This is a genomic window from Enterobacter cloacae complex sp. R_G8 (genome assembly GCF_024599795.1).
Taxonomy (GTDB): Bacteria; Pseudomonadota; Gammaproteobacteria; order Enterobacterales; family Enterobacteriaceae; genus Enterobacter; species Enterobacter dissolvens.
In genome coordinates this window covers 1828968-1850846 of the sequence record NZ_CP102246.1, presented here as the reverse complement: position 1 = coordinate 1850846, position 21879 = coordinate 1828968, and the positions used below count along the sequence as shown (strand labels likewise).

The window sequence follows — 21879 nt, the reverse complement described above, 5'->3', positions numbered from 1 at the left end:
TGCGGTCTGGTGCCCTCACCCCGGCCCTCTCCCACGGGGAGAGGGTCAAAACCGCGGCGCTACTCTCAGACCATTCCTGACAGTCTTCCATATTTCCTCCATTTTTCCGCTGTGTTAGCTGACTAAACTAGTATCATTCCCCGAAGTGTTTCAGGATGAGAACGTATAACGATGAAAGGCAGTCATAAATCCCGCTGGGCAATCGCCGCAGGTATCATTGTGGTGGTCCTTGCCGCCGCCTGGTACTGGCACAATCAATCTGCAACGTCTTCTGCTCCGGCAGGCGCCAGCAGTCAGCCGCAACGCCCTGCGGGCGGGGGGCGCCACGGTATGCGCGGCGGCGCGCTGGCACCGGTTCAGGCAGCTACCGCGGTAAATAAAGCCGTTCCGCGCTATCTCACCGGTCTCGGGACCATTACCGCCGCTAACACCGTCACGGTACGCAGCCGCGTCGACGGTCAGCTCATGGCGATCCACTTCCAGGAAGGTCAGCAGGTGAAAGCTGGCGATTTACTGGCCGAGATCGACCCAAGCCAGTTCAAAGTCGCCCTTGCCCAGGCTCAGGGGCAACTTGCCAAAGACAAAGCCACGCTCGCTAACGCCCGGCGCGATCTGGCGCGCTATCAGCAGCTGGTGAAAACCAACCTGGTCTCTCGTCAGGAGCTGGACACGCAGCAGTCGCTGGTCAGCGAAACGCAGGGCACCATCAAAGCTGACGAAGCCGCGGTGGCCAGCGCACAGCTGCAGCTGGACTGGAGCCGCATCACCGCGCCGATTGACGGGCGCGTTGGCCTCAAGCAGGTCGATATCGGCAACCAGATCTCTAGCGGTGACACTACGGGCATCGTGGTGATCACCCAGACCCACCCGATTGATTTAGTCTTTACCCTGCCGGAAAGCGAAATTGCGACGGTGGTGCAGGCGCAGAAAGCCGGAAAGGGGCTGGTGGTGGAAGCCTGGGACCGTACCAACAAGCAGAAGTTGAGCGAAGGTTCTTTGCTTAGCCTGGATAACCAGATCGACACCACCACCGGCACCATCAAGCTGAAAGCGCGCTTTAACAATCAGGATGACGCCCTCTTCCCGAATCAGTTTGTGAATGCGCGCATGCTGGTGGCGACCGAAGAAAACGCGGTGGTGATCCCTGCCGCTGCGCTGCAGATGGGTAACGAAGGCAACTTCGTCTGGGTGCTCAACAGCGACAATAAAGTCAGCAAGCACCTGGTGAAAACCGGGATTCAGGACAGCCAGACGGTGGTGATCAGCGCAGGCCTTTCCGCAGGCGACCGCGTGGTCACCGACGGCATTGACCGTCTGACCGAAGGGGCCAAAGTCGAAGTGGTTGAACCTGCGAAACAGGGAGCGAATTCCTGATGCAGGTGATGCCCCCAGGCTCTACAGGTGGGCCATCACGCCTGTTTATTCTGCGCCCTGTTGCCACCACGCTGCTGATGGTGGCGATCCTGCTCGCCGGGATTATTGGCTATCGCTTCCTGCCCGTCTCGGCGCTGCCGGAAGTGGATTATCCCACCATTCAGGTCGTTACCCTCTATCCTGGCGCCAGCCCGGATGTGGTGACCTCCGCCATCACCGCCCCGCTGGAGCGCCAGTTTGGTCAGATGTCGGGCCTGAAACAGATGTCCTCGCAAAGTTCCGGCGGGGCATCGGTGGTAACGCTGCAGTTCCAGCTCTCGCTGTCGCTGGACGTGGCCGAGCAGGAGGTGCAGGCTGCGATCAACGCCGCCACCAACCTGCTGCCGTCAGACCTGCCTAACCCGCCGGTTTACAGCAAAGTGAACCCGGCGGATCCGCCGATCATGACCCTTGCCGTGACCTCTTCCGCCATGCCGATGACCCAGGTGGAAGACATGGTCGAAACCCGCGTGGCGCAGAAAATTTCCCAGGTCTCCGGCGTCGGGCTGGTGACGCTGGCGGGCGGGCAACGCCCGGCGGTGCGCGTGAAGCTTAATGCGCAGGCCATCGCTGCGCTGGGGCTGACCAGCGAAACCATCCGCACCGCCATCAGCAATGCCAACGTCAATTCGGCAAAAGGCTCGCTGGACGGCCCCACCCGTGCCGTGACACTCTCGGCCAACGATCAGATGCAGTCTGCCGATGAGTACCGTCAGCTGATTATCGCCTACCAGAACGGCGCGCCGGTGCGTCTGGGTGACGTCGCCACCGTTGAACAAGGCGCGGAAAACAGCTGGCTGGGTGCGTGGGCCAACAAACAGCAGGCGATTGTGATGAACGTGCAGCGCCAGCCGGGCGCCAACATCATTGAAACCGCCGACAGCATTCGCACCATGCTCCCGCAGCTGATCGACAGCCTGCCCAAATCGGTCACTGTGAAGGTGCTTTCCGACCGAACCACCAACATTCGCGCATCGGTCACCGACACCCAGTTTGAGCTGATGCTGGCGATTGCGCTGGTGGTGATGATCATCTATCTGTTCCTTCGCAACGTCCCGGCAACCATTATTCCCGCCGTTGCCGTGCCGCTCTCGCTGGTGGGGACATTTGCCGTGATGGTGTTCCTCGATTTTTCGATCAACAACCTGACGCTGATGGCGCTCACCATCGCCACCGGCTTCGTGGTGGATGATGCCATCGTCGTGATCGAGAACATCTCGCGTTATATCGAGAAAGGTGAAAAACCGCTGGCCGCTGCGCTGAAAGGAGCGGGCGAGATTGGATTTACCATTATCTCGCTGACCTTCTCGCTGATTGCGGTGCTGATCCCGCTGCTGTTTATGGGCGATATCGTCGGACGACTGTTCCGAGAGTTTGCCGTCACGCTGGCGGTCGCCATTCTGATCTCAGCCGTGGTGTCGCTAACCCTGACGCCGATGATGTGCGCCCGCATGCTGAGCCATGAATCCCTGCGCAAGCAAAACCGCTTCTCCCGCGCCTCTGAGCGGATGTTCGAGCGGATTATTGCCGCCTACGGTCGCATGCTGGCGAAAGTCCTCAACCACCCGTGGGCGACGCTCGGCGTGGCGCTCGGCACGCTGGCGCTTAGCGTCATGCTGTGGATCGTTATCCCGAAAGGCTTCTTCCCGATCCAGGACAACGGCATTATTCAGGGCACGCTTCAGGCGCCCCAGTCGGTCTCCTTCGCCAGCATGGCGCAGCGTCAGCAGCAGGTGTCTGAGATCATCATGAAAGATCCGGCGGTAGAAAGCCTGACCGCGTACGTGGGGGTCGATGGCACCAACCCGTCACTCAACAGTGCGCGTCTGCAGATCAACCTCAAGCCGCTGGACGACCGCGACGATCGGGTCAACGCCGTCATTGAGCGGCTACAAACTGCCGTGGCGCGCGTGCCGGGCATTGAACTTTACCTGCAGCCGATTCAGGATTTGACCATCGATACCCAGGTCAGCCGCACGCAATACCAGTTCACGCTCCAGGCCACCAGCCTTGACGCGCTGAGCACGTGGGTACCGCAACTGGTTAACAAACTCAAGGCGCTGCCGCAGCTTTCTGACGTCAGCAGCGACTGGCAGGACAAAGGGCTGGCGGCGTATGTGAACGTCAATCGCGATACCGCCAGCCGTCTGGGTATCACCATGTCCGACGTGGATAACGCGCTCTATAACGCCTTCGGCCAGCGCCTTATCTCCACCATTTATACCCAGGCGAATCAGTATCGCGTGGTGCTGGAACACAACACCGACAACACGCCCGGCCTGGCCGCGCTGGACTCGGTGCGCCTGACCAGCAAAGACGGCGGCATTGTGCCGTTAAGCGCCATTGCCAGCGTGGAGGAGCGCTATACACCGCTGTCGATTAACCATCTCGATCAGTTCCCGTCCACCACCATCTCGTTCAACGTACCGGACAACTATTCGCTGGGCGAAGCAGTCGAGGCCATTCTGGGCGCGGAGAAAGAACTTAACTTCCCGTCCGATATTCAGACCCAGTTCCAGGGCAGCACCCTGGCGTTCCAGGCTGCGTTGGGCAATACCATCTGGCTGATCGTGGCTGCCGTCGTGGCGATGTACATCGTCCTCGGGGTGCTGTACGAAAGCTTTATTCACCCGATCACCATCCTCTCCACCCTGCCGACCGCCGGGGTGGGTGCGCTACTGGCCCTGATGCTGGCGGGCAGCGAACTGGACGTCATCGCCATTATCGGCATCATCCTGCTTATCGGGATCGTGAAGAAAAACGCCATCATGATGATCGACTTCGCCCTTGCCGCCGAGCGCGAGCAGGGTATGTCGCCGCGTGACGCCATTTTCCAGGCGTGCCTGCTGCGTTTTCGTCCAATCCTGATGACCACGCTCGCCGCCCTGTTAGGTGCGTTGCCGCTGATGCTCAGCACTGGTGTCGGTGCGGAGCTGCGTCGTCCGCTGGGTATCGGCATGGTCGGCGGTCTGCTGGTGAGCCAGGTACTGACGCTGTTCACCACGCCGGTCATTTATCTGCTGTTTGACCAGCTGGCTCTGTGGACCAAAAGCCGCTTCCCGAAACGTGAAGAGGAGGCGTAAGTGAAGTTTTTCGCCCTCTTCATTTACCGCCCGGTGGCGACGGTTTTAATCTCGCTCGCCATTACGCTGTGCGGCGTGCTGGGCTTTCGCCTGCTGCCGGTGGCCCCCCTGCCGCAGGTGGATTTTCCGGTGATCATGGTCAGCGCATCGCTGCCGGGCGCGTCGCCGGAAACGATGGCCTCGTCGGTTGCCACGCCACTGGAACGCTCGCTCGGGCGGATTGCGGGGGTCAACGAGATGACCTCCAGCAGTTCGCTGGGCAGCACGCGCATCATTCTGGAATTTAGCTTTGACCGGGATATTAACGGTGCGGCGCGTGACGTGCAGGCCGCCATCAACGCCGCGCAAAGCCTGCTGCCGAGCGGGATGCCGAGCCGCCCGACCTACCGTAAAGCCAACCCGTCCGACGCGCCGATCATGATCCTGACGCTGACCTCAGACACCTACTCGCAGGGGCAGCTCTACGACTTTGCTTCAACCCAGCTGGCGCAAACCATTGCCCAGATTGACGGCGTGGGGGATGTGAGCGTCGGCGGCAGCTCCCTGCCCGCCGTGCGCGTCGGCCTGAACCCGGAGGCGCTGTTTAACCAGGGCGTGTCGCTGGACGATGTGCGCTCCGCCATCAGCAGCGCCAACGTGCGCAGGCCGCAGGGGGCGATAGAGAACACCAGCCACCGCTGGCAGATTCAGACCAACGACGAACTCAAAACCGCAGCGGAATATCAGCCGCTCATCATCCACTATAATAACGGCGCGGCGGTGCGCTTAAGCGACGTGGCCAGCGTCACCGACTCGGTGCAGGACGTGCGCAACGCCGGGATGACCAACGCCAAACCGGCCATTTTGCTGATGATCCGCAAGCTGCCGGAAGCCAATATTATCGAAACGGTAAACAGCATTCGCGCGCGTCTGCCGGAGTTGCAGGAGACCATCCCGGCCGCCATTGATTTGCAGATTGCTCAGGATCGTTCGCCGACCATTCGTGCCTCGCTTGAAGAGGTGGAACAGACGCTGGTGATCTCCGTGGCACTGGTGATCCTGGTGGTATTCCTGTTCCTGCGCTCCGGACGGGCAACGCTGATCCCGGCGGTGGCGGTGCCGGTATCGCTGATCGGTACTTTTGCCGCCATGTACCTGTGCGGCTTTAGCCTCAACAACCTGTCGCTGATGGCGCTGACCATCGCCACCGGTTTTGTGGTGGATGACGCCATCGTGGTGCTGGAGAATATTTCCCGCCACCTGGAAGCGGGCGTGAAGCCGCTGCAGGCGGCGCTGCAAGGGACGCGCGAGGTCGGTTTTACCGTGCTCTCCATGAGCCTGTCGCTGGTGGCGGTATTCCTGCCGCTGCTGCTGATGGGCGGGCTGCCGGGCAGATTACTGCGCGAGTTTGCCGTCACGCTCTCCGTGGCGATAGGTATCTCGCTGGTTATCTCGCTCACGCTCACGCCGATGATGTGCGGCTGGATGCTCAAGCGCAGCAAACCACATTCGCAGCCGCGTCGCAAAGGGTTTGGCCGTTTCCTGATGGCAATGCAGGAAGGGTACGGTAAGTCCCTGAAGTGGGTGCTCAACCATACGCGGATTGTCGGTCTGGTGCTTATCAGCACCATTGTGCTCAACGTCTGGCTGTATATCTCCATCCCGAAAACCTTCTTCCCGGAACAGGACACCGGGGTACTGATGGGCGGCATCCAGGCTGACCAGAGTATTTCCTTCCAGGCGATGCGCGGCAAGCTGCAGGATTTTATGAAGATCATCCGCGAAGACAAGGCAGTGGATAACGTCACCGGCTTTACCGGCGGGTCACGCGTTAACAGCGGGATGATGTTTATCACCCTTAAGCCGCGCGGCGAGCGCAATGAAACGGCGCAGCAGGTGATAGACCGGCTGCGAATGAAGCTCGCCAAAGAGCCAGGCGCCAACCTGTTTTTGATGGCCGTTCAGGATATCCGCGTGGGCGGGCGTCAGGCGAACGCCAGCTACCAGTACACCCTGCTTTCTGACGATCTGGCCGCGCTGCGCGAGTGGGAGCCGAAGATCCGTAAAGCGCTGGCCGCCCTGCCGCAGCTCGCGGACGTGAACTCAGACCAACAGGACAACGGGGCAGAAATGGCGTTGACCTACGATCGTGAAACCATGTCACGGCTGGGCATTAACGTAGAAGCCGCCAACAGCCTGCTGAATAACGCCTTTGGCCAGCGCGAGATTTCCACCATCTATCAGCCAATGAATCAGTACAAGGTGGTGATGGAAGTGGACCCGCGCTATACCCAGGACATCAGCGCGCTGGATAAAATGTTTGTGATCAACAACGACGGTAAGGCGATCCCGCTCTCTTACTTCGCCAGCTGGCGACCTGCCAATGCACCGCTCTCTGTTAACCATCAGGGGCTGTCGGCAGCATCGACCATCTCCTTTAACCTGCCCACCGGCTCGTCGCTTTCCGAGGCCAGCGAGGCCATTAACCGTGCCATGACCCAGCTCGGCGTGCCCTCGACCGTGCGCGGCAGCTTTGCCGGGACCGCGCAGGTCTTCCAGGAGACGATGAACTCGAAGGTGATTTTGATTCTGGCGGCCATTGCCACGGTCTACATCGTGCTTGGCGTACTGTATGAGAGCTACGTCCATCCGCTGACCATTCTCTCGACGCTACCGTCAGCAGGCGTGGGGGCGCTGCTGGCGCTGGAGCTGTTTGGCGCGCCGTTTAGCCTCATCGCCTTAATCGGGATCATGCTATTAATCGGTATTGTGAAGAAAAACGCCATCATGATGGTGGACTTTGCGCTGGAGGCTCAGCGTAACGGCAATCTGACGCCAGAAGAGGCGATCTTCCAGGCCTGCCTGCTGCGTTTTCGCCCGATTATGATGACCACGCTGGCGGCGCTGTTTGGCGCGCTGCCGCTGGTGATCTCCGGTGGCGATGGTTCAGAGCTGCGCCAGCCGCTGGGGATCACTATCGTCGGTGGGCTGGTGATGAGCCAGCTGCTGACACTCTACACCACGCCGGTGGTCTATCTGTTCTTTGACCGCCTGCGGCTGCGTTTTTCACGTAAAAACAGAACCACGGTGACCGGGTAAATGACTGATCTTCCCAGTAACGTTCGCTGGCAATTATGGATAGTGGCCTTCGGCTTTTTTATGCAGTCGCTGGATACGACCATCGTCAACACCGCCCTCCCCTCAATGGCAAAAAGCCTGGGGGAGAGCCCGCTGCACATGCACATGGTGATTGTCTCCTACGTACTGACGGTTGCCGTGATGCTCCCTGCCAGCGGATGGCTGGCGGACAAAGTGGGAGTGCGGAATATCTTCTTCAGCGCCATCGTGCTGTTTACCGTGGGGTCGCTGTTTTGCGCAATGGCGAATACGCTGGATCAGCTGGTGATGGCGCGCGTTCTGCAGGGCGTCGGTGGGGCCATGATGGTGCCTGTCGGACGGCTGACGGTGATGAAGATAGTGCCACGCGAGCAGTATATGGCGGCAATGACCTTTGTGACCTTACCAGGCCAGGTGGGCCCTCTGCTGGGCCCGGCGCTGGGCGGGATCCTCGTGGAGTACGCCTCGTGGCACTGGATTTTTCTCATTAACCTGCCGGTGGGCATTATTGGCGCTATCGCCACCCTGACGCTGATGCCTAACTACACCCTGCAGACGCGGCGCTTTGATGTCCTCGGTTTTCTGTTGCTCGCCACCGGTATGGCGACGTTGACCCTCGCCCTCGACGGGCAAAAAGGGTTGGGGATTTCGTCCCTGACGCTGGCCGTTCTGGTCGTCATCGGAGTGAGCGCCATTCTGTGGTATCTGTGGCACGCCAGAGGAAATGAGCGCGCGCTGTTCAGTCTGTCACTGTTTAAAAATTCCACCTACCGTATTGGGCTGCTCGGCAGCTTTGCGGGACGCGTCGGCAGTGGCATGCTGCCGTTTATGACGCCCGTCTTCCTGCAAATCGGTATGGGCTTTTCACCGTTTCACGCGGGGCTGATGATGATCCCGATGGTGCTGGGCAGCATGGGAATGAAGCGCATTGTGGTGCAGGTAGTCAACCGCTTTGGCTATCGCCACGTGCTGGTGGCCGCTACGCTGGGGCTGGCACTGGTCAGTCTGCTGTTTATGGCTGTAGCGCTGATGGGCTGGTACAACGCCCTGCCGCTGGTGCTGTTCTGCCAGGGCATTATTAACTCCATGCGCTTCTCCTCAATGAATACCCTGACGCTGAAAGACCTGCCGGATGAACTGGCAAGCAGCGGCAACAGTCTACTGTCGATTATCATGCAGCTCTCCATGAGCGTGGGGGTCACCCTTGCCGGTTTACTGCTCGGCATGTACGGTCAGCACCATCTCAGCGTCGACACGCCGGTGTCGCATCAGGTCTTTTTATACACGTATCTCAGCATGGCGGTTATCATCGCCCTGCCCGCTTTCATCTTCGCCCGCGTGCCGGATGATACCAGCAAGAACGTCGTGATTAGGCGCGGCAAAAGGAGAGGCTCATGAAATTCTGGCGTCCGGGTATTACCGGCAAGCTTTTTGTGGCGATATTTGCCACCTGTATCGTTCTGCTGGTTACCATGCACTGGGCGGTGCGGATCAGCTTTGAGCGCGGCTTTATTGATTACATCAAACACGGCAACGAGCAGCGCCTGCAGGGGCTGAGCGATGCGCTAAGCGAACAGTATGCCCTGCACGGGAACTGGCGTTTTTTACGCAACAACGACCGTTTTATTTTCCAGATCCTGCGTTCGCTGGAGCACGATAGCGGCGAAGATCGTCCCGGCCCGGGCATGCCGCCGCACGGCTGGCGCACTCAGTTCTGGGTGATTGACCAGGATATGCGCACGCTGGTTGGCCCGCGTTCACCCATCCCGCCGGACGGCACCCGGCGGGCGATCAAAGTCAATAACGCCACCGTTGGCTGGGTTATCGCCTCCCCGGTGGAGCGGCTGACGCGCAACACCGATATCAACTTTGACCGCCAGCAGCGCCGGACAAGCTGGCTGATTGTCGCCCTCTCCACCCTGCTGGCCGCGCTTGCCACCTTCCCGCTGGCGCGGGGTCTGCTCGCCCCGGTGAAACGGCTGGTAGAGGGCACGCATAAACTGGCCGCCGGGGATTTTTCCACCCGCGTGGACACCCGCAGCCAGGATGAACTGGGCAAGCTGGCGCAGGATTTTAACCAGCTCGCCAGTACGCTGGAGAAAAACCAGCAGATGCGCCGCGATTTTATGGCCGATATTTCGCACGAGCTGCGCACCCCGCTGGCGGTGCTGCGCGGCGAACTGGAGGCCATTCAGGACGGCGTGCGCCAGTTTACGCCCGAATCGGTAGCCTCCCTGCAGGCGGAAGTGGGTACGCTGACCAAACTGGTGGACGATCTGCACCAGCTCTCCATGTCAGACGAAGGGGCGCTGGCCTACCAGAAAGCACCGGTGGATGTGATCAATATTCTGGAGGTGATCAGCGGGGCTTTCCGCGAACGTTTTGCCAGCCGCAACCTGACCATTGATCTCTCCCTGCCGGACAGTGCGGTGGTGTTTGGCGATAAAGATCGTCTGATGCAGCTCTTCAACAATCTGCTGGAAAACAGCCTGCGCTACACCGACAGCGGCGGCGGACTGCATATCTCCGGCAAACAGGAAAACGGCCGCTTCGCCCTCACCTTTGCCGACTCCGCTCCTGGCGTACAGGATGCGCAGCTGGAAAAACTGTTTGAACGTTTTTATCGCACCGAAGGCTCACGCAACCGCGCCAGCGGCGGCTCCGGGCTGGGGCTGGCGATTTGCGTTAATATCGTCGAGGCGCATAATGGCACCCTCCGTGCCGCCCATTCGCCTTTTGGCGGGGTTAGCATTACAGTAGAGTTACCGCTGGAACGGGATTTATCGAGAGAAGCATGACCGAATTACCGATTGACGAAAACACGCCACGCATTCTGATTGTGGAAGACGAGCCTAAGCTTGGGCAGTTACTGATCGACTATTTACGAGCAGCCAGCTACGCCCCGTCGCTTATCAGCCATGGCGATCAGGTGTTGCCGTACGTGCGCCAGACGCCGCCGGATCTGATCCTGCTGGATTTGATGCTCCCCGGCACCGACGGCCTGACCCTGTGCCGGGAAATTCGTCGCTTCTCCGACGTGCCGATTGTCATGGTGACGGCAAAAATCGAAGAAATCGACCGCCTGCTGGGCCTCGAAATTGGCGCGGACGATTACATCTGCAAACCCTACAGCCCGCGTGAAGTCGTCGCCCGCGTGAAAACCATTCTTCGCCGCTGTAAACCGCAGCGCGAACTGCAGATGCTGGACGCCGAAAGCCCGCTGATTGTCGACGAGAGCCGCTTCCAGGCAAGCTGGCGCAGCAAGCTTCTGGATCTCACGCCTGCTGAGTTCCGCCTGCTGAAGACCCTTTCCCACGAACCGGGGAAAGTGTTCTCTCGCGAGCAGTTGCTGAACCACCTGTATGACGATTACCGCGTGGTGACTGACCGCACCATCGACAGCCACATCAAAAACCTGCGCCGCAAGCTGGAGGCGCTCGACGCCGAACAGTCATTTATTCGCGCGGTGTATGGTGTGGGGTATCGATGGGAAGCGGATGCGTGCAGGATTGCGTGACGCCCCACCTCTTAAACCCGCCACCAGGCGGGTTTTTCTTTTCTGGAATCAATTCAGGAATCAACCATACTCTTTTTACCGGTTCGTTTACTTATAACTGGTACGGATAAGTTAACTGTCGATCAAGGAGTGCCTATGTCTGGTTGGTTCGAATTAAACAAGAGCAGTGATGGTCAATTCAGGTTTGTGCTGAAAGCGGGAAACGGAGAGATTATTCTTACCAGTGAGCTTTACACCAGTAAAAGTGCCGCTGAGAACGGTATTGCTTCCGTACGCACGAACAGCCCGCAGGATGAGCGTTACGAAAAGAAAACGGCCTCTAACGGTAAGTTCCATTTCAATCTTAAGGCGGGCAACCATCAGGTGATTGGCAGCAGCCAGCTGTATGCGACCGAACAATCGCGTGATAAGGGCATCGCCTCAGTCAAAACCAACGGTTCTACCCAGACGGTAAAAGACAATACCTGACAACCCGAAGCACGCCGGGTGAGCGGTGACGCGACCCGGCGCTTTACCTCCCCGTCACGCAGCGCTACAATGCCCGCCCTTAAAGTGGGGGATCTCCCCTTACCGCTGCACCTGGTGCACGCGGATCTGACCTGTCATCAGAACGAGAACAAACATGTTTAAACCGGAACTCCTTTCCCCGGCGGGAACGCTGCAAAATATGCGTTACGCTTTCGCTTATGGTGCCGACGCCGTCTATGCGGGCCAGCCTCGCTACTCGCTGCGCGTGCGCAACAACGAATTCAACCATGAGAACCTGCAGCTCGGCATCAACGAAGCGCATGCCCTGGGCAAAAAATTCTACGTGGTGGTGAACATCGCGCCGCATAACGCCAAGCTGAAAACATTCATCCGTGACCTGAAGCCGGTGGTGGATATGGGGCCGGATGCGCTGATCATGTCGGACCCGGGTTTAATCATGCTGGTTCGGGAAAACTTCCCGGAGATGGATATTCACCTCTCCGTGCAGGCTAACGCCGTGAACTGGGCGACGGTGAAGTTCTGGAAACAGATGGGGCTGACCCGCGTCATTCTGTCGCGTGAACTGTCCCTCGACGAGATTGAAGAGATCCGCACCCAGGTGCCGGATATGGAAATCGAAATTTTTGTTCACGGTGCGCTGTGCATGGCCTACTCCGGGCGTTGCCTGCTCTCCGGTTACATCAACAAGCGCGACCCGAACCAGGGCACCTGCACCAACGCCTGCCGCTGGGAATATAACGTCCAGGAAGGCAAAGAGGACGACATCGGGAATATCGTCCACAAGCATGAGCCGATCCCGGTCACTCACGTAGAGCCTACGCTGGGCATCGGCGCGCCAACCGACAGCGTGTTTATGATTGAAGAGGCCAAACGTCCGGGCGAGTACATGACCGCCTTTGAAGACGAGCATGGCACGTACATCATGAACTCAAAAGATCTGCGCGCCGTCGCCCACGTTGAACGTCTGACCCAGATGGGCGTGCACTCCCTGAAAATTGAAGGCCGCACCAAATCCTATTACTACTGCGCGCGTACCGCACAGGTGTACCGCAAAGCGATTGACGACGCGGCAGCCGGTAAACCGTTCGACACCAGCCTGCTGGAAACCCTGGAAGGCCTGGCGCACCGCGGCTATACCGAAGGTTTCCTGCGTCGTCATACCCATGACGACTATCAGAACTACGAGCACGGCTACTCCGTGTCCGAACGTCAGCAGTTTGTCGGCGATTTTACCGGCGAGCGCAAAGGTGCGCTGGCCGCCGTGGCGGTGAAAAACAAGTTCACCAAAGGCGACAGTCTGGAGCTGATGACCCCGCAGGGCAACATGAACTTCACGCTGGAACACCTGGAGAACGGCAAAGGCGAAGCGATTGAGGTTGCGCCGGGCAATGGCCATACCGTCTGGCTGCCGGTACCGGAAGAGGTGGAGCTGGAGTTCGCCCTGCTGATGCGCAATTTCAACGGTGAAAGCACCCGAAATCCGCATAGTAAATAGTCAACAAGGGAAATTTTTTCATGCCGGGAAAATTCTTAGAATCGGATCACATACCGCTTCGTTCAATACGGGTATTATCCCCAGCGCTGAAAAACATAACCCATAAATGCTAGCTGTACCAGGAACCACCTCCTTAGCCCGCGTAATCTCCCTTACGTGGGCTTATTTTTTTGATGCTCTGTTTTTCGCCATTCTGCTGCACTTGTATTGAACATCTCCTGAGGAAATAAAATTACGCTTTTGACGCCTGTAGGCGATCGCAACACCTTGTTTCTGCAACAATCCATTTGAATCAAAAGATGTCAGGCCTTACCATCAATAACCACTCAAACAGTAATGGATTCTATATGTACACCTATAGGATGGTTCAAATACCACCAAACATTTCCATCAAGGCAAAGGATAATAAAGATGGCATTGCAGCAGCGTATTTAGAGCAAGAAGTTAATTCCTGGGCTGCCGAAGGGTGGGAATTCCAGCGCGTTGATACAATCGGTATCGAAGAGCGGCCAGGGTGCTTTGGCGGAAATAAATCAACATTGACCCACTATTATGTCATTACTTTCAGAAAAGAAGTGACAGATGCTTAAATGGCTTAGCATACATTTCGTACTCTTATACCGTAACCATGCCCCAATGAGTATGCGTAACCGCTGCCGCCATACTCCTTCCTGCTCAAAGTACACGCTAATTAGCCTGAAGCGGTTCGGTTTTCTGAAAGGGTGGAGATTGGGATTAAAACGCATTTATCGCTGTCGTCCTCCTAATGGAGGTTTCGATTATCCTCCTCATAAATGAGTCTAAATTGGCAAGGCCGCCAGATGAAATTGGCGGCCTTATTTTTCCCTTTCATCCTGTTCTTACCCGCTTTTTTCCTCACTGCTATACACTCTTACTAACGCTAAAAAAGGGAGCAGCGAGGATGGCAACCTATCCAGACAGTTTATTGATTCTCAATGGTAAAAGTGCAGGCAACGATCTGCTGCGTCAGGCAATCACTGATTTGCGGGAAAACGGGGCGCGGATCCATGTACGGGTCACGTGGGAAAAAGGCGACGCGGCACGGTATATCCATGAAGGCCTGACGTTGGGCGTCGAAACTATTATCTCCGGCGGCGGCGACGGCACCATCAATGAGATCGCCGCTGCGCTTGTCGACCTGCCCACAGAAGACCGTCTGGTGATGGGCATTTTACCGCTCGGTACCGCCAATGATTTTGCCACCAGCGCCGGCATTCCGGAGGAGTTGAGTAAAGCCCTGCAACTGGCGATCCTCGGCAAAGCTACCGCCGTGGACATTGCGCAGGTGAATGACAAAACCTGCTTTATCAACATGGCGACGGGCGGGTTCGGCACGCGGATCACCAGCGAAACGCCGGAAAAACTCAAAGCGGCGCTGGGCGGTGTCTCTTATCTGATCCACGGTCTGATGCGCATGGACACCCTCAAGCCGGACCGCTGTGAAATTCGCGGCGAGGATTTCCAGTGGCAGGGGGACGCGCTGGTGATTGGCATTGGCAACGGACGTCAGGCTGGCGGCGGGCAGCAGCTGTGCCCGGAGGCGCTAATTAATGACGGTCAGCTTCAGCTGCGTATTTTCACCGGCGACGGCCTGCTGCCCGCGCTGTTTACCACGCTGACGCAGCCCGAAGAGAGCCCAAACATTATTGCCGGAAAATCCGCGTGGTTCGAAGTGAATGCCCCGCACGGGATGACGTTTAATCTGGATGGGGAACCGTTGAGCGGGGAGCATTTCCGCATAGAGGTATTGCCCGGCGCGCTGCAGTGCCGGTTGCCGCCGGATTGTGTGCTTCTGCGCTAATCCCCTCTCCCAAAGGGAGAGGGAGCCGTCTGTGCAGGCATTATTTATGGGGATCCTTCAGCCCACCGGGAGAAGGAGTACTCAGGCGATCGTCACTTTGCTGTCCAGATAGACATCCTGAACCGCATTGATCAGCTTCACGCCATCCGCCATCGATTTTTTAAACGCTTTACGGCCGAGGATCAGCCCCATACCGCCTGCGCGTTTGTTGATAACCGCCGTGCGTACCGCGTCAGACAGGTCAGTATCTCCACCCGCCGCACCGCCGGAGTTAATCAGCCCGGCGCGTCCCATGTAGCAGTTCGCCAGCTGGTAGCGCACCAGGTCGATCGGGTTATCGCTGGTCAGTTTGCTGTAGACACGGTCATCGGTATAACCGAAGTTCACCGCCTTATAGCCGCCGTTATTCTCTGCCATTTTCTGCTTCACGATGTCAGCACCAATGGTTGCGGCCAGGTGGTTCGCCTGGCCGGTCAGGTCAGCTGAGACGTGGTAATCCACCCCGTCTTTTTTGAACGCGGAGTTACGCAGATACGCCCACAGCACGGTCACCATCCCGAGCTCATGGGCGCGTTCAAAGGCGGCGGAAATCTCTTCAATCTGACGACGGGATTGCTCAGAGCCGAAGTAGATCGTCGCCCCAACCGCTACTGCGCCCATATTGAACGCCTGCTCCACGCTGGCGTAGAGCGTCTGGTCATATTCGGTTGGGTAGCTGAGAGTCTCGTTGTGGTTCAGTTTGACGAGGAAAGGGATGCGGTGGGCATAACGCCGTGAAACAGACGCCAGCACGCCATAGGTAGAGGCCACACAGTTACAGCCCGCTTCAATCGCCAGCTCTACAATGTTCTTCGGATCAAAGTAGAGCGGATTGGCTGCAAAGGAGGCGCCTGCCGAGTGCTCAACGCCCTGGTCAACCGGCAGAATCGAGAGATACCCGGTACCGCCCAGCCGCCCGGTGTTATAGAGCGTCTGCATATTTCGCAGCACGGCCGGTGGACGGTTGTTATCCACCATCACGCGATCAACGTAGTCGTGGCCGGGCAGATAAAGCTGGTCGGCTGGAATGGTCATACAACGATGCTGTAAAAGGCTGTCGGCGTCTTTGCCAAGCAACTGCGCAATATCAGTCATAGCGATGCTCCCGTAATTCCGACGTCATGTCGGTGAGTGTTTATCCAGACCCACATTTTTATGGGCAGACTAAGCCTGGTACCGACTTAACAGATTTTCCAGCATTTGCATTTTTTTTCAGCACAATCTGCTGGCTCGATTCGTGTACAACAAAACTGTTACATTGATCAAACAATCACCACAAAGGTATTTTAAAGGTATTATTGAATGGTATGTTAAAGGCGTACTCTCACTGACATGCAGGATTAAACAATGAAAACGAAAGTCCAACTGTCATTCATGATGTTTGTTGAATGGTTTATCTGGGGAGCGTGGTTTGTGCCGCTGTGGCTATGGCTGAGCAAAAGCGGCTTTACCGCCGGGGAGATTGGCTGGTCCTACGCCTGTACGGCCATTGCGGCGATCCTGTCGCCTATTCTCGTCGGCTCGCTAACCGACCGCTTCTTTGCCGCCCAGAAAGTGCTGGCGGTGCTGATGTTTGCCGGTGCCATTCTGATGTACTTCGCCGCACAGCAAACCCAGTTCAGCACCTTCTTCCCGCTGCTGCTGGCCTACTCCCTCACCTATATGCCCACCATTGCGCTGACCAACAGTATTGCCTTCGCCAACGTCGATGACGTGGAAGCCGATTTCCCGCGTATTCGCGTGATGGGCACTATCGGTTGGATCGCCTCCGGTCTGGCATGTGGGTTCCTGCCGCAGATGCTGGGCTATAGCGATATCTCTGATACCAATATTCCGCTGCTGATGACCGCAGCCAGTTCCGCCCTGCTGGGCGTGTTTGCCCTGTTCCTGCCGAATACGCCGCCGAAAAGTACCGGCAAACTGGATTTCAAGGTGATGCTCGGTCTGGACGCGCTGATCCTGCTGCGCGACAAAAACTTCCTGGTGTTCTTCTTCTGCTCTTTCCTGTTCGCGATGCCGCTGGCCTTCTACTACATCTTCGCCAACGGTTATCTCACCGAGGTGGGGATGAAAAACGCCACCGGCTGGATGACGCTCGGCCAGTTCTCGGAAATCTTCTTTATGCTGGCGCTGCCGTTCTTCACTAAACGCTTTGGTATTAAGAAGGTCTTACTGCTGGGTCTGCTCACGGCCGCCATCCGCTACGGCTTCTTTGTTTACGGCGGCGCGGAACAGTACTTCACCTATGCGTTGCTGTTCCTCGGCATTCTGCTGCACGGGGTGAGCTACGACTTCTACTATGTAACCGCGTATATCTACGTGGATAAAAAAGCGCCGGTGCATATGCGCACCGCCGCACAAGGCCTGATTACGCTGTGCTGTCAGGGTTTTGGTAGCCTGCTGGGTTACCGCCTGGGCGGCGTGATGATGGAAAAAATGTTCGCTTACAAAGAGCCGGTGAATGGGCTGACCTTCAACTGGGCCGGGATGTGGACATTCGGGGCGATCATGATTGCCGTGATTGCCGTGCTGTTTATGCTGTTTTTCCGCGAATCGGACAAAGAGATCACCGCCATTGAGGTGGTTGATGGCGATGCTGCGCTGACACAAGGGGAAGTTAAATGAAACAAGAACGTATTCTCGGTGCTCTTTACGGGCAGGCGTTAGGTGATGCGATGGGGATGCCCTCCGAGCTGTGGCCGAGAAAGCGCGTCAAAGCGCACTTCGGCTGGATCGACCGCTTTTTACCCGGCCCGGCAGAGAATAACGCGGCCTGCTATTTTAAGCGCGCGGAGTTCACCGATGATACTTCGATGGCGCTGTGCCTGGCCGATGCAATTATCGAATGCGACGGGGAGATTGACGCGGATGTCATCGGCAAACATATCCTGAACTGGGCGCTGGATTTCGATGCCTTTAATAAAAATGTGCTGGGGCCCACCTCAAAAATCGCGCTTAACGCCATCCGCGACGGCAAACCCGTCAGCGAACTGGACAACAACGGCGTGACCAACGGGGCGGCGATGCGGGCCTCCCCGCTGGGCTGCCTGCTACCGGCGACGCGGCTGGAACATTTTGTCGGGCAGGTCGCGTTGGCCTCCAGCCCGACGCATAAATCGGACCTCGCCATCGCCGGGGCCGTGGTGATTGCCTGGGCAGTTTCGCGCGCCATCGACGGTGAGCGCTGGCAGAACATCGTCGATGCCCTGCCCGGCATTGCCCGTTACGCGCAGGAGGCGAAAACCACCACCTTTAGCGCCTCGCTGGCGGCACGTATCGAGCTGGCGCTTAAGACCGTGCGGGAAGCCCACGGCGTCGACTCCGCCAGCGAGCAGATTTATCAGCTCATTGGTGCGGGCACCAGCACCATCGAATCCGTTCCGGCGGCGATTGCGATGGTGGAGCTGGCCGGTACGGATCCGAACCGCTGCGCAATTTTGTGCGCCAACCTCGGCGGTGATACGGACACCATCGGAGCGATGGCAACGGCCATCTGCGGGGCACTGCACGGCGTGCAGGCGATTGACCCGGCGCTGAAGGATGAACTCGACACCGTAAACCGGCTCAATTTTGACCACTACTGCGAAAAACTGCTGCACTACCGGGAGCAAAGGGAGGGCGTATGAGTACGTTAGCCCAACGTCTTGAAACATTACAGGCCACACGCCCGGTTACGGTGCTGGGCGCGGCGGTGATCGACGTGATCGCCGACGCGTACGCCCTGCCCTGGCGCGGGTGCGACATCGAGCTGAAACAACAGGGGGTGAATATCGGCGGCTGTGCGCTGAATATTGCCATCGCCCTGAAGCGGCTCGGCATTGCGGCGCAAAACGCCCTGCCCGTCGGCCACGGCGTATGGGCGGAGATCATCCGTAACGCCATGGCGAGGCAGGATCTGCACAGCGCCGTGGAGGCCGAAGCAGGCGATAACGGCTGGTGTCTGGCGCTGGTAGAGCCTGACGGTGAACGCACCTTTATGTCGTTCAGCGGCGTGGAGAACCAGTGGCAGCCGCACTGGCTGGATGGGCTGAATGTCCCGCCGGGTAGCCTGGTGTATCTGTCCGGCTATCAGCTGGCATCGCCATCGGGTGAACTGCTCACACGCTGGCTGGAATCGCTGGAAAATGTCACCGCGTTTATCGATTTTGGCCCCCGCATTGCCGATATTCCCGACGCGCTGATGGCGCGGATCATGGCCCTGAAACCCATCGTGTCGCTCAATCGTCAGGAGGCGCAGATTGCCGCTGAGCGCACTGGCATGAACGTTGATACCTTAGGCGTGCAGTGGCAGCACCGTTATGATGCCGCGCTGATTATTCGTCACGACAAAGATGGCGCAGCCTGGTATGAAGGCGACGCATCAGGTTATGTTCCCGCGTTTCCCGCCACCGTCGTCGATACCATTGGCGCAGGCGACAGCCATGCGGGCGGTACGCTTGCCGGTCTGGCGGCAGGATGGCGTCTGGCGGATGCCGTAACGCTGGGGAATGCCGTGGCGGCCTGGGTGGTCAGCCACCGCGGCGGGGATTGCGCGCCGACGCGCGAGGCCTTACTCCTCGCACACAAAGACGTATAGGTCGCTGCGACAGTAGCTGATGCTGTACTCAATCGGCCGGTGCTGCTGGTCAAGCGCAACCTGCTTGATCACCAGTACCGGTATTTTGTCATCCATACTGATATGCGCCTGAAACTCGCTGTCCGGCATCCGGGCGCTGACCCGGGAGCGGGTGCGTTGCGGAAAGATATTCTGACTACGGAAGTAGTCGTAGAGCGAGATGCCAATGGCATCCGGGTCGTGAATTAACTCAACCGGAACCCAGGACTCCTCAATCGACACCGCGTCATCGTCAACGTAACGAATGCGCTTAAGCAAGAATACCTCGCTGTCCGGGGGGACCGACAGCTGGCTGGCCACCTCTTCCGGACACTTCACCACCCGTTTATTCACCCATAGCGTGTTAGGTTTTTTACCGCGCAGCACCACCTGCTGGGAAAACCCGCGCGCTTCCTTGAGCGAATATTCAAAGATGTTGTTGATCTGTGTCCCGTAACCCCGGGCACGCGTTACCACGCCCTCTTCTTCCAGCGCCTGCATCGCTTTGCGCACGGTAATGCGCGACACCCCGGTTAACTGGCTCAGATCGCGCTCGCCGGGCAGAATATTGCCGTGCTCCAGCATCCCGCTGCGTACCGCGTTTTTTACCGTTTCGGCAAATTTCAGATACAGCGGCATGTTGTCGGGCGCGGCGATCCGTTCATTCAGTTGAGCGATTAACCGGGTATGCGCTTGTTCCATCTCTGTTTTCTCAGGCGTGGTGTTTCCTGCCAGTATACTGGCTTACCACCATGCATGAAAATGATGAACCGGCCCAATACCGTGACCCACTTCCAGAGTATCGGCTTTTGCCAGCGCGGCGGAGAGCCACGTTTTGGCCTCGCGTACCGTATCGCCCCAGCTGTTGTGCCGTGGACGCAGCGCCGCCAGCGCGGCAGAGAGCGTGCACCCCGTACCGTGGGTATTTTTGGTGTGCACACGCGGGGCCGTGAAACGCAGTTCACCGTCACGGGTAAAGAGCCAGTCCGGGCTTTCATCGTCATCAAGATGGCCGCCTTTCATCAGCACCGCGCCGCACCCCATCGCCAGCAGGGCATTCCCCTGCTCTTTCATTTCACGTTCATTCTGCGCGTGCGGCGCGTCTAACAGTGCGGCCGCTTCAGGCAGATTTGGCGTAATCAGCGCCACCTGCGGCAGCAGTTTCTTGCGCAATGTCTCAACAGCAGATACAGAGAGCAGCGGGTCGCCGCTTTTAGCCAGCATCACCGTATCAAGCACCACATTTTGCACCTGATAACGTTGCAGCCGCTCAGCCACCGCCTCGACGATATCCGTTTCCGCCAGCATCCCGATTTTGGTGGTATCGATGCGCACATCGCTGAACACCGAGTCCAGCTGTGCACCGACAAAATCAGGCTCGATACGGTAGACCGATTGCACGCCGCGCGTGTTTTGCGCCACCAGCGCGGTGATCACCGAGCAGCCATAGGCGCCCAGGGCGGAGAACGTTTTCAGGTCGGCCTGGATACCGGCACCGCCGCTTGGATCGGTACCGGCAATCGTCAGAGCATTAATTCGTTTCATGCCTCCCCCTCCAGGTTGTGCAGCGCATCAAGGAACGCGCTGGCAAAGCTGCCCGGCCCGTAAGACTGCGCAACGGCGATCGTTCCGGCGCGCTTCATCCATCCGCAGGCAGCGGCAACATTATCCAGCCGATCCCCCGGCAGGGAACAACTCGCCGCCACCACCGCCGAGAGCGCACACCCGGTGCCCACCAGGCGGGTCATTAACGGATCGCCGCCCGCAACCGTTCGGGTGCGCTGGCCGTCGGTGACGTAATCCACCTCCCCCGTCACCGCCACAATGGCATTGGTCTGGCGAGCCAGCGCCTGCGCGGCGGGTAGCGCGGCGGCGGCGGTGTCGGTGGTATCCACACCGCGTCCCCCTGCGCTCATCCCCGCAAGGGCGAGAATTTCCGAAGCATTGCCGCGAATGGCGGCTGGTTTCAGGGCAAGGATTTGATGACAAAAGCGGGTACGGAACGCCAGAGCGCCCACCGCAACCGGGTCAAGCGTCCAGGGCTTGCCTGCCGCCACCGCGCTCTCGATGGCCCGCCGCATCGACTGGGCGCGGGGCGTGGTGAGGGTACCGACGTTAATCAGCAGCGCATCGGCCATCCCGGCAAACTGCTCGGCCTCTTCGGCTTCAATTACCATTGCCGGAGAAGCGCCAAGCGCCAGCAGAACGTTGGCCGTAAAGGTTTGCACGACATCGTTGGTCATACAGTGCGTGAGCGGGGAACGGGTTCGGAAGTGATGTAAAACGTGTAAATCGAGCAGGTCAGGCTGCATAGGTTCGCTCCTGCCTTGC

The 21879-nt window shown here is 58.3% G+C and carries 18 protein-coding genes; 14 read left to right on the top strand and 4 right to left on the bottom strand.

Annotation, left to right across the window (positions count from 1 at the left end):
- Nucleotides 1-171 precede the first annotated feature (171 nt).
- From NQ842_RS08760 to yegS, 11 genes are all read left to right on the top strand, one after another.
- A complete protein-coding gene (locus tag NQ842_RS08760; protein ID WP_163280643.1) occupies nt 172-1374 on the top strand; it encodes an MdtA/MuxA family multidrug efflux RND transporter periplasmic adaptor subunit in 1203 nt (400 codons plus the stop codon).
- On the top strand, nt 1374-4496 hold the full coding sequence (locus tag NQ842_RS08755; RefSeq protein WP_125364565.1) for an MdtB/MuxB family multidrug efflux RND transporter permease subunit: 3123 nt from the start codon (nt 1374-1376) through the stop codon (nt 4494-4496). Before NQ842_RS08760 ends, NQ842_RS08755 begins: the two co-directional genes overlap by 1 nt.
- A complete protein-coding gene (gene mdtC, locus NQ842_RS08750) occupies nt 4497-7574 on the top strand; it encodes a multidrug efflux RND transporter permease subunit MdtC (protein ID WP_257256739.1) in 3078 nt (1025 codons plus the stop codon).
- A complete protein-coding gene (locus NQ842_RS08745; RefSeq protein ID WP_257256738.1) occupies nt 7575-8990 on the top strand; it encodes an MFS transporter in 1416 nt (471 codons plus the stop codon).
- Nucleotides 8987-10390, top strand: coding sequence for a two-component system sensor histidine kinase BaeS (gene baeS / locus NQ842_RS08740; protein WP_050860275.1), 1404 nt, complete (start codon nt 8987-8989; stop codon nt 10388-10390). The genes NQ842_RS08745 and baeS overlap by 4 nt, the downstream gene beginning before the upstream one ends.
- Nucleotides 10387-11109, top strand: a complete 723-nt coding sequence (baeR, locus tag NQ842_RS08735) for a two-component system response regulator BaeR (RefSeq protein WP_014832636.1) — start codon at nt 10387-10389, stop codon at nt 11107-11109. Before baeS ends, baeR begins: the two co-directional genes overlap by 4 nt.
- Before the next feature lie 135 nt (nt 11110-11244).
- Nucleotides 11245-11577 (top strand): YegP family protein, encoded by a 333-nt coding sequence (locus NQ842_RS08730; RefSeq protein ID WP_014832637.1) that lies wholly within the window; start codon nt 11245-11247, stop codon nt 11575-11577.
- Nucleotides 11578-11731: 154 nt separating this feature from the next.
- Entirely contained in the window at nt 11732-13093 is a 1362-nt protein-coding gene (gene yegQ, locus NQ842_RS08725) for a tRNA 5-hydroxyuridine modification protein YegQ (protein WP_046888342.1), read from the top strand.
- Between the two features lie 347 nt (nt 13094-13440).
- The gene (locus NQ842_RS08720) at nt 13441-13683 is read left to right on the top strand and encodes a DUF4177 domain-containing protein (protein ID WP_257256737.1); all 243 of its coding nucleotides are present in this window, start codon (nt 13441-13443) and stop codon (nt 13681-13683) included.
- Nucleotides 13676-13891: a membrane protein insertion efficiency factor YidD gene (gene yidD / locus NQ842_RS23380; RefSeq protein WP_373371740.1), complete on the top strand. Its 216-nt coding sequence runs from the start codon at nt 13676-13678 to the stop codon at nt 13889-13891. Before NQ842_RS08720 ends, yidD begins: the two co-directional genes overlap by 8 nt.
- A gap of 124 nt (nt 13892-14015) precedes the next feature.
- Complete coding sequence (gene yegS, locus NQ842_RS08715; RefSeq protein ID WP_014832642.1) at nt 14016-14915, top strand: lipid kinase YegS; 900 nt, start codon at nt 14016-14018, stop codon at nt 14913-14915.
- An 81-nt stretch (nt 14916-14996) separates the two neighbouring features.
- Here the strand turns inward: yegS and fbaB are convergent, their stop codons facing one another.
- Complete coding sequence (fbaB, locus tag NQ842_RS08710) at nt 14997-16049, bottom strand: class I fructose-bisphosphate aldolase (RefSeq protein WP_008500869.1); 1053 nt, start codon at nt 16047-16049, stop codon at nt 14997-14999.
- Between the two features lie 252 nt (nt 16050-16301).
- Here fbaB and NQ842_RS08705 point away from each other — a divergent pair, with 252 nt between their 5' ends.
- Genes NQ842_RS08705 through NQ842_RS08695 form a run of 3 tightly spaced genes read left to right on the top strand, consistent with a single transcriptional unit; the run spans nt 16302 to nt 19530 of the window.
- Nucleotides 16302-17579 carry a nucleoside permease gene (locus NQ842_RS08705; RefSeq protein WP_014832643.1) on the top strand — a complete coding sequence of 426 codons (1278 nt, stop codon included), beginning with the start codon at nt 16302-16304 and terminating at the stop codon, nt 17577-17579.
- On the top strand, nt 17576-18580 hold the full coding sequence (locus NQ842_RS08700) for an ADP-ribosylglycohydrolase family protein (RefSeq protein ID WP_083020992.1): 1005 nt from the start codon (nt 17576-17578) through the stop codon (nt 18578-18580). Before NQ842_RS08705 ends, NQ842_RS08700 begins: the two co-directional genes overlap by 4 nt.
- On the top strand, nt 18577-19530 hold the full coding sequence (locus NQ842_RS08695; protein WP_219279459.1) for a PfkB family carbohydrate kinase: 954 nt from the start codon (nt 18577-18579) through the stop codon (nt 19528-19530). The genes NQ842_RS08700 and NQ842_RS08695 overlap by 4 nt, the downstream gene beginning before the upstream one ends.
- On the opposite strand, the gene NQ842_RS08690 is transcribed toward NQ842_RS08695, so the two are convergent.
- From NQ842_RS08690 to thiM, 3 genes are read right to left on the bottom strand one after another with little or no spacing between them, the layout of a single operon-like run.
- Nucleotides 19504-20250 carry a GntR family transcriptional regulator gene (locus NQ842_RS08690; RefSeq protein ID WP_014832646.1) on the bottom strand — a complete coding sequence of 249 codons (747 nt, stop codon included), beginning with the start codon at nt 20248-20250 and terminating at the stop codon, nt 19504-19506. The genes NQ842_RS08695 and NQ842_RS08690 overlap by 27 nt on opposite strands.
- A gap of 42 nt (nt 20251-20292) precedes the next feature.
- The gene (gene thiD, locus NQ842_RS08685; RefSeq protein WP_046888337.1) at nt 20293-21093 is read right to left on the bottom strand and encodes a bifunctional hydroxymethylpyrimidine kinase/phosphomethylpyrimidine kinase; all 801 of its coding nucleotides are present in this window, start codon (nt 21091-21093) and stop codon (nt 20293-20295) included.
- A complete protein-coding gene (gene thiM / locus NQ842_RS08680) occupies nt 21090-21860 on the bottom strand; it encodes a hydroxyethylthiazole kinase (RefSeq protein WP_248041506.1) in 771 nt (256 codons plus the stop codon). The genes thiD and thiM overlap by 4 nt, the downstream gene beginning before the upstream one ends.
- Nucleotides 21861-21879: the final 19 nt, after the last annotated feature.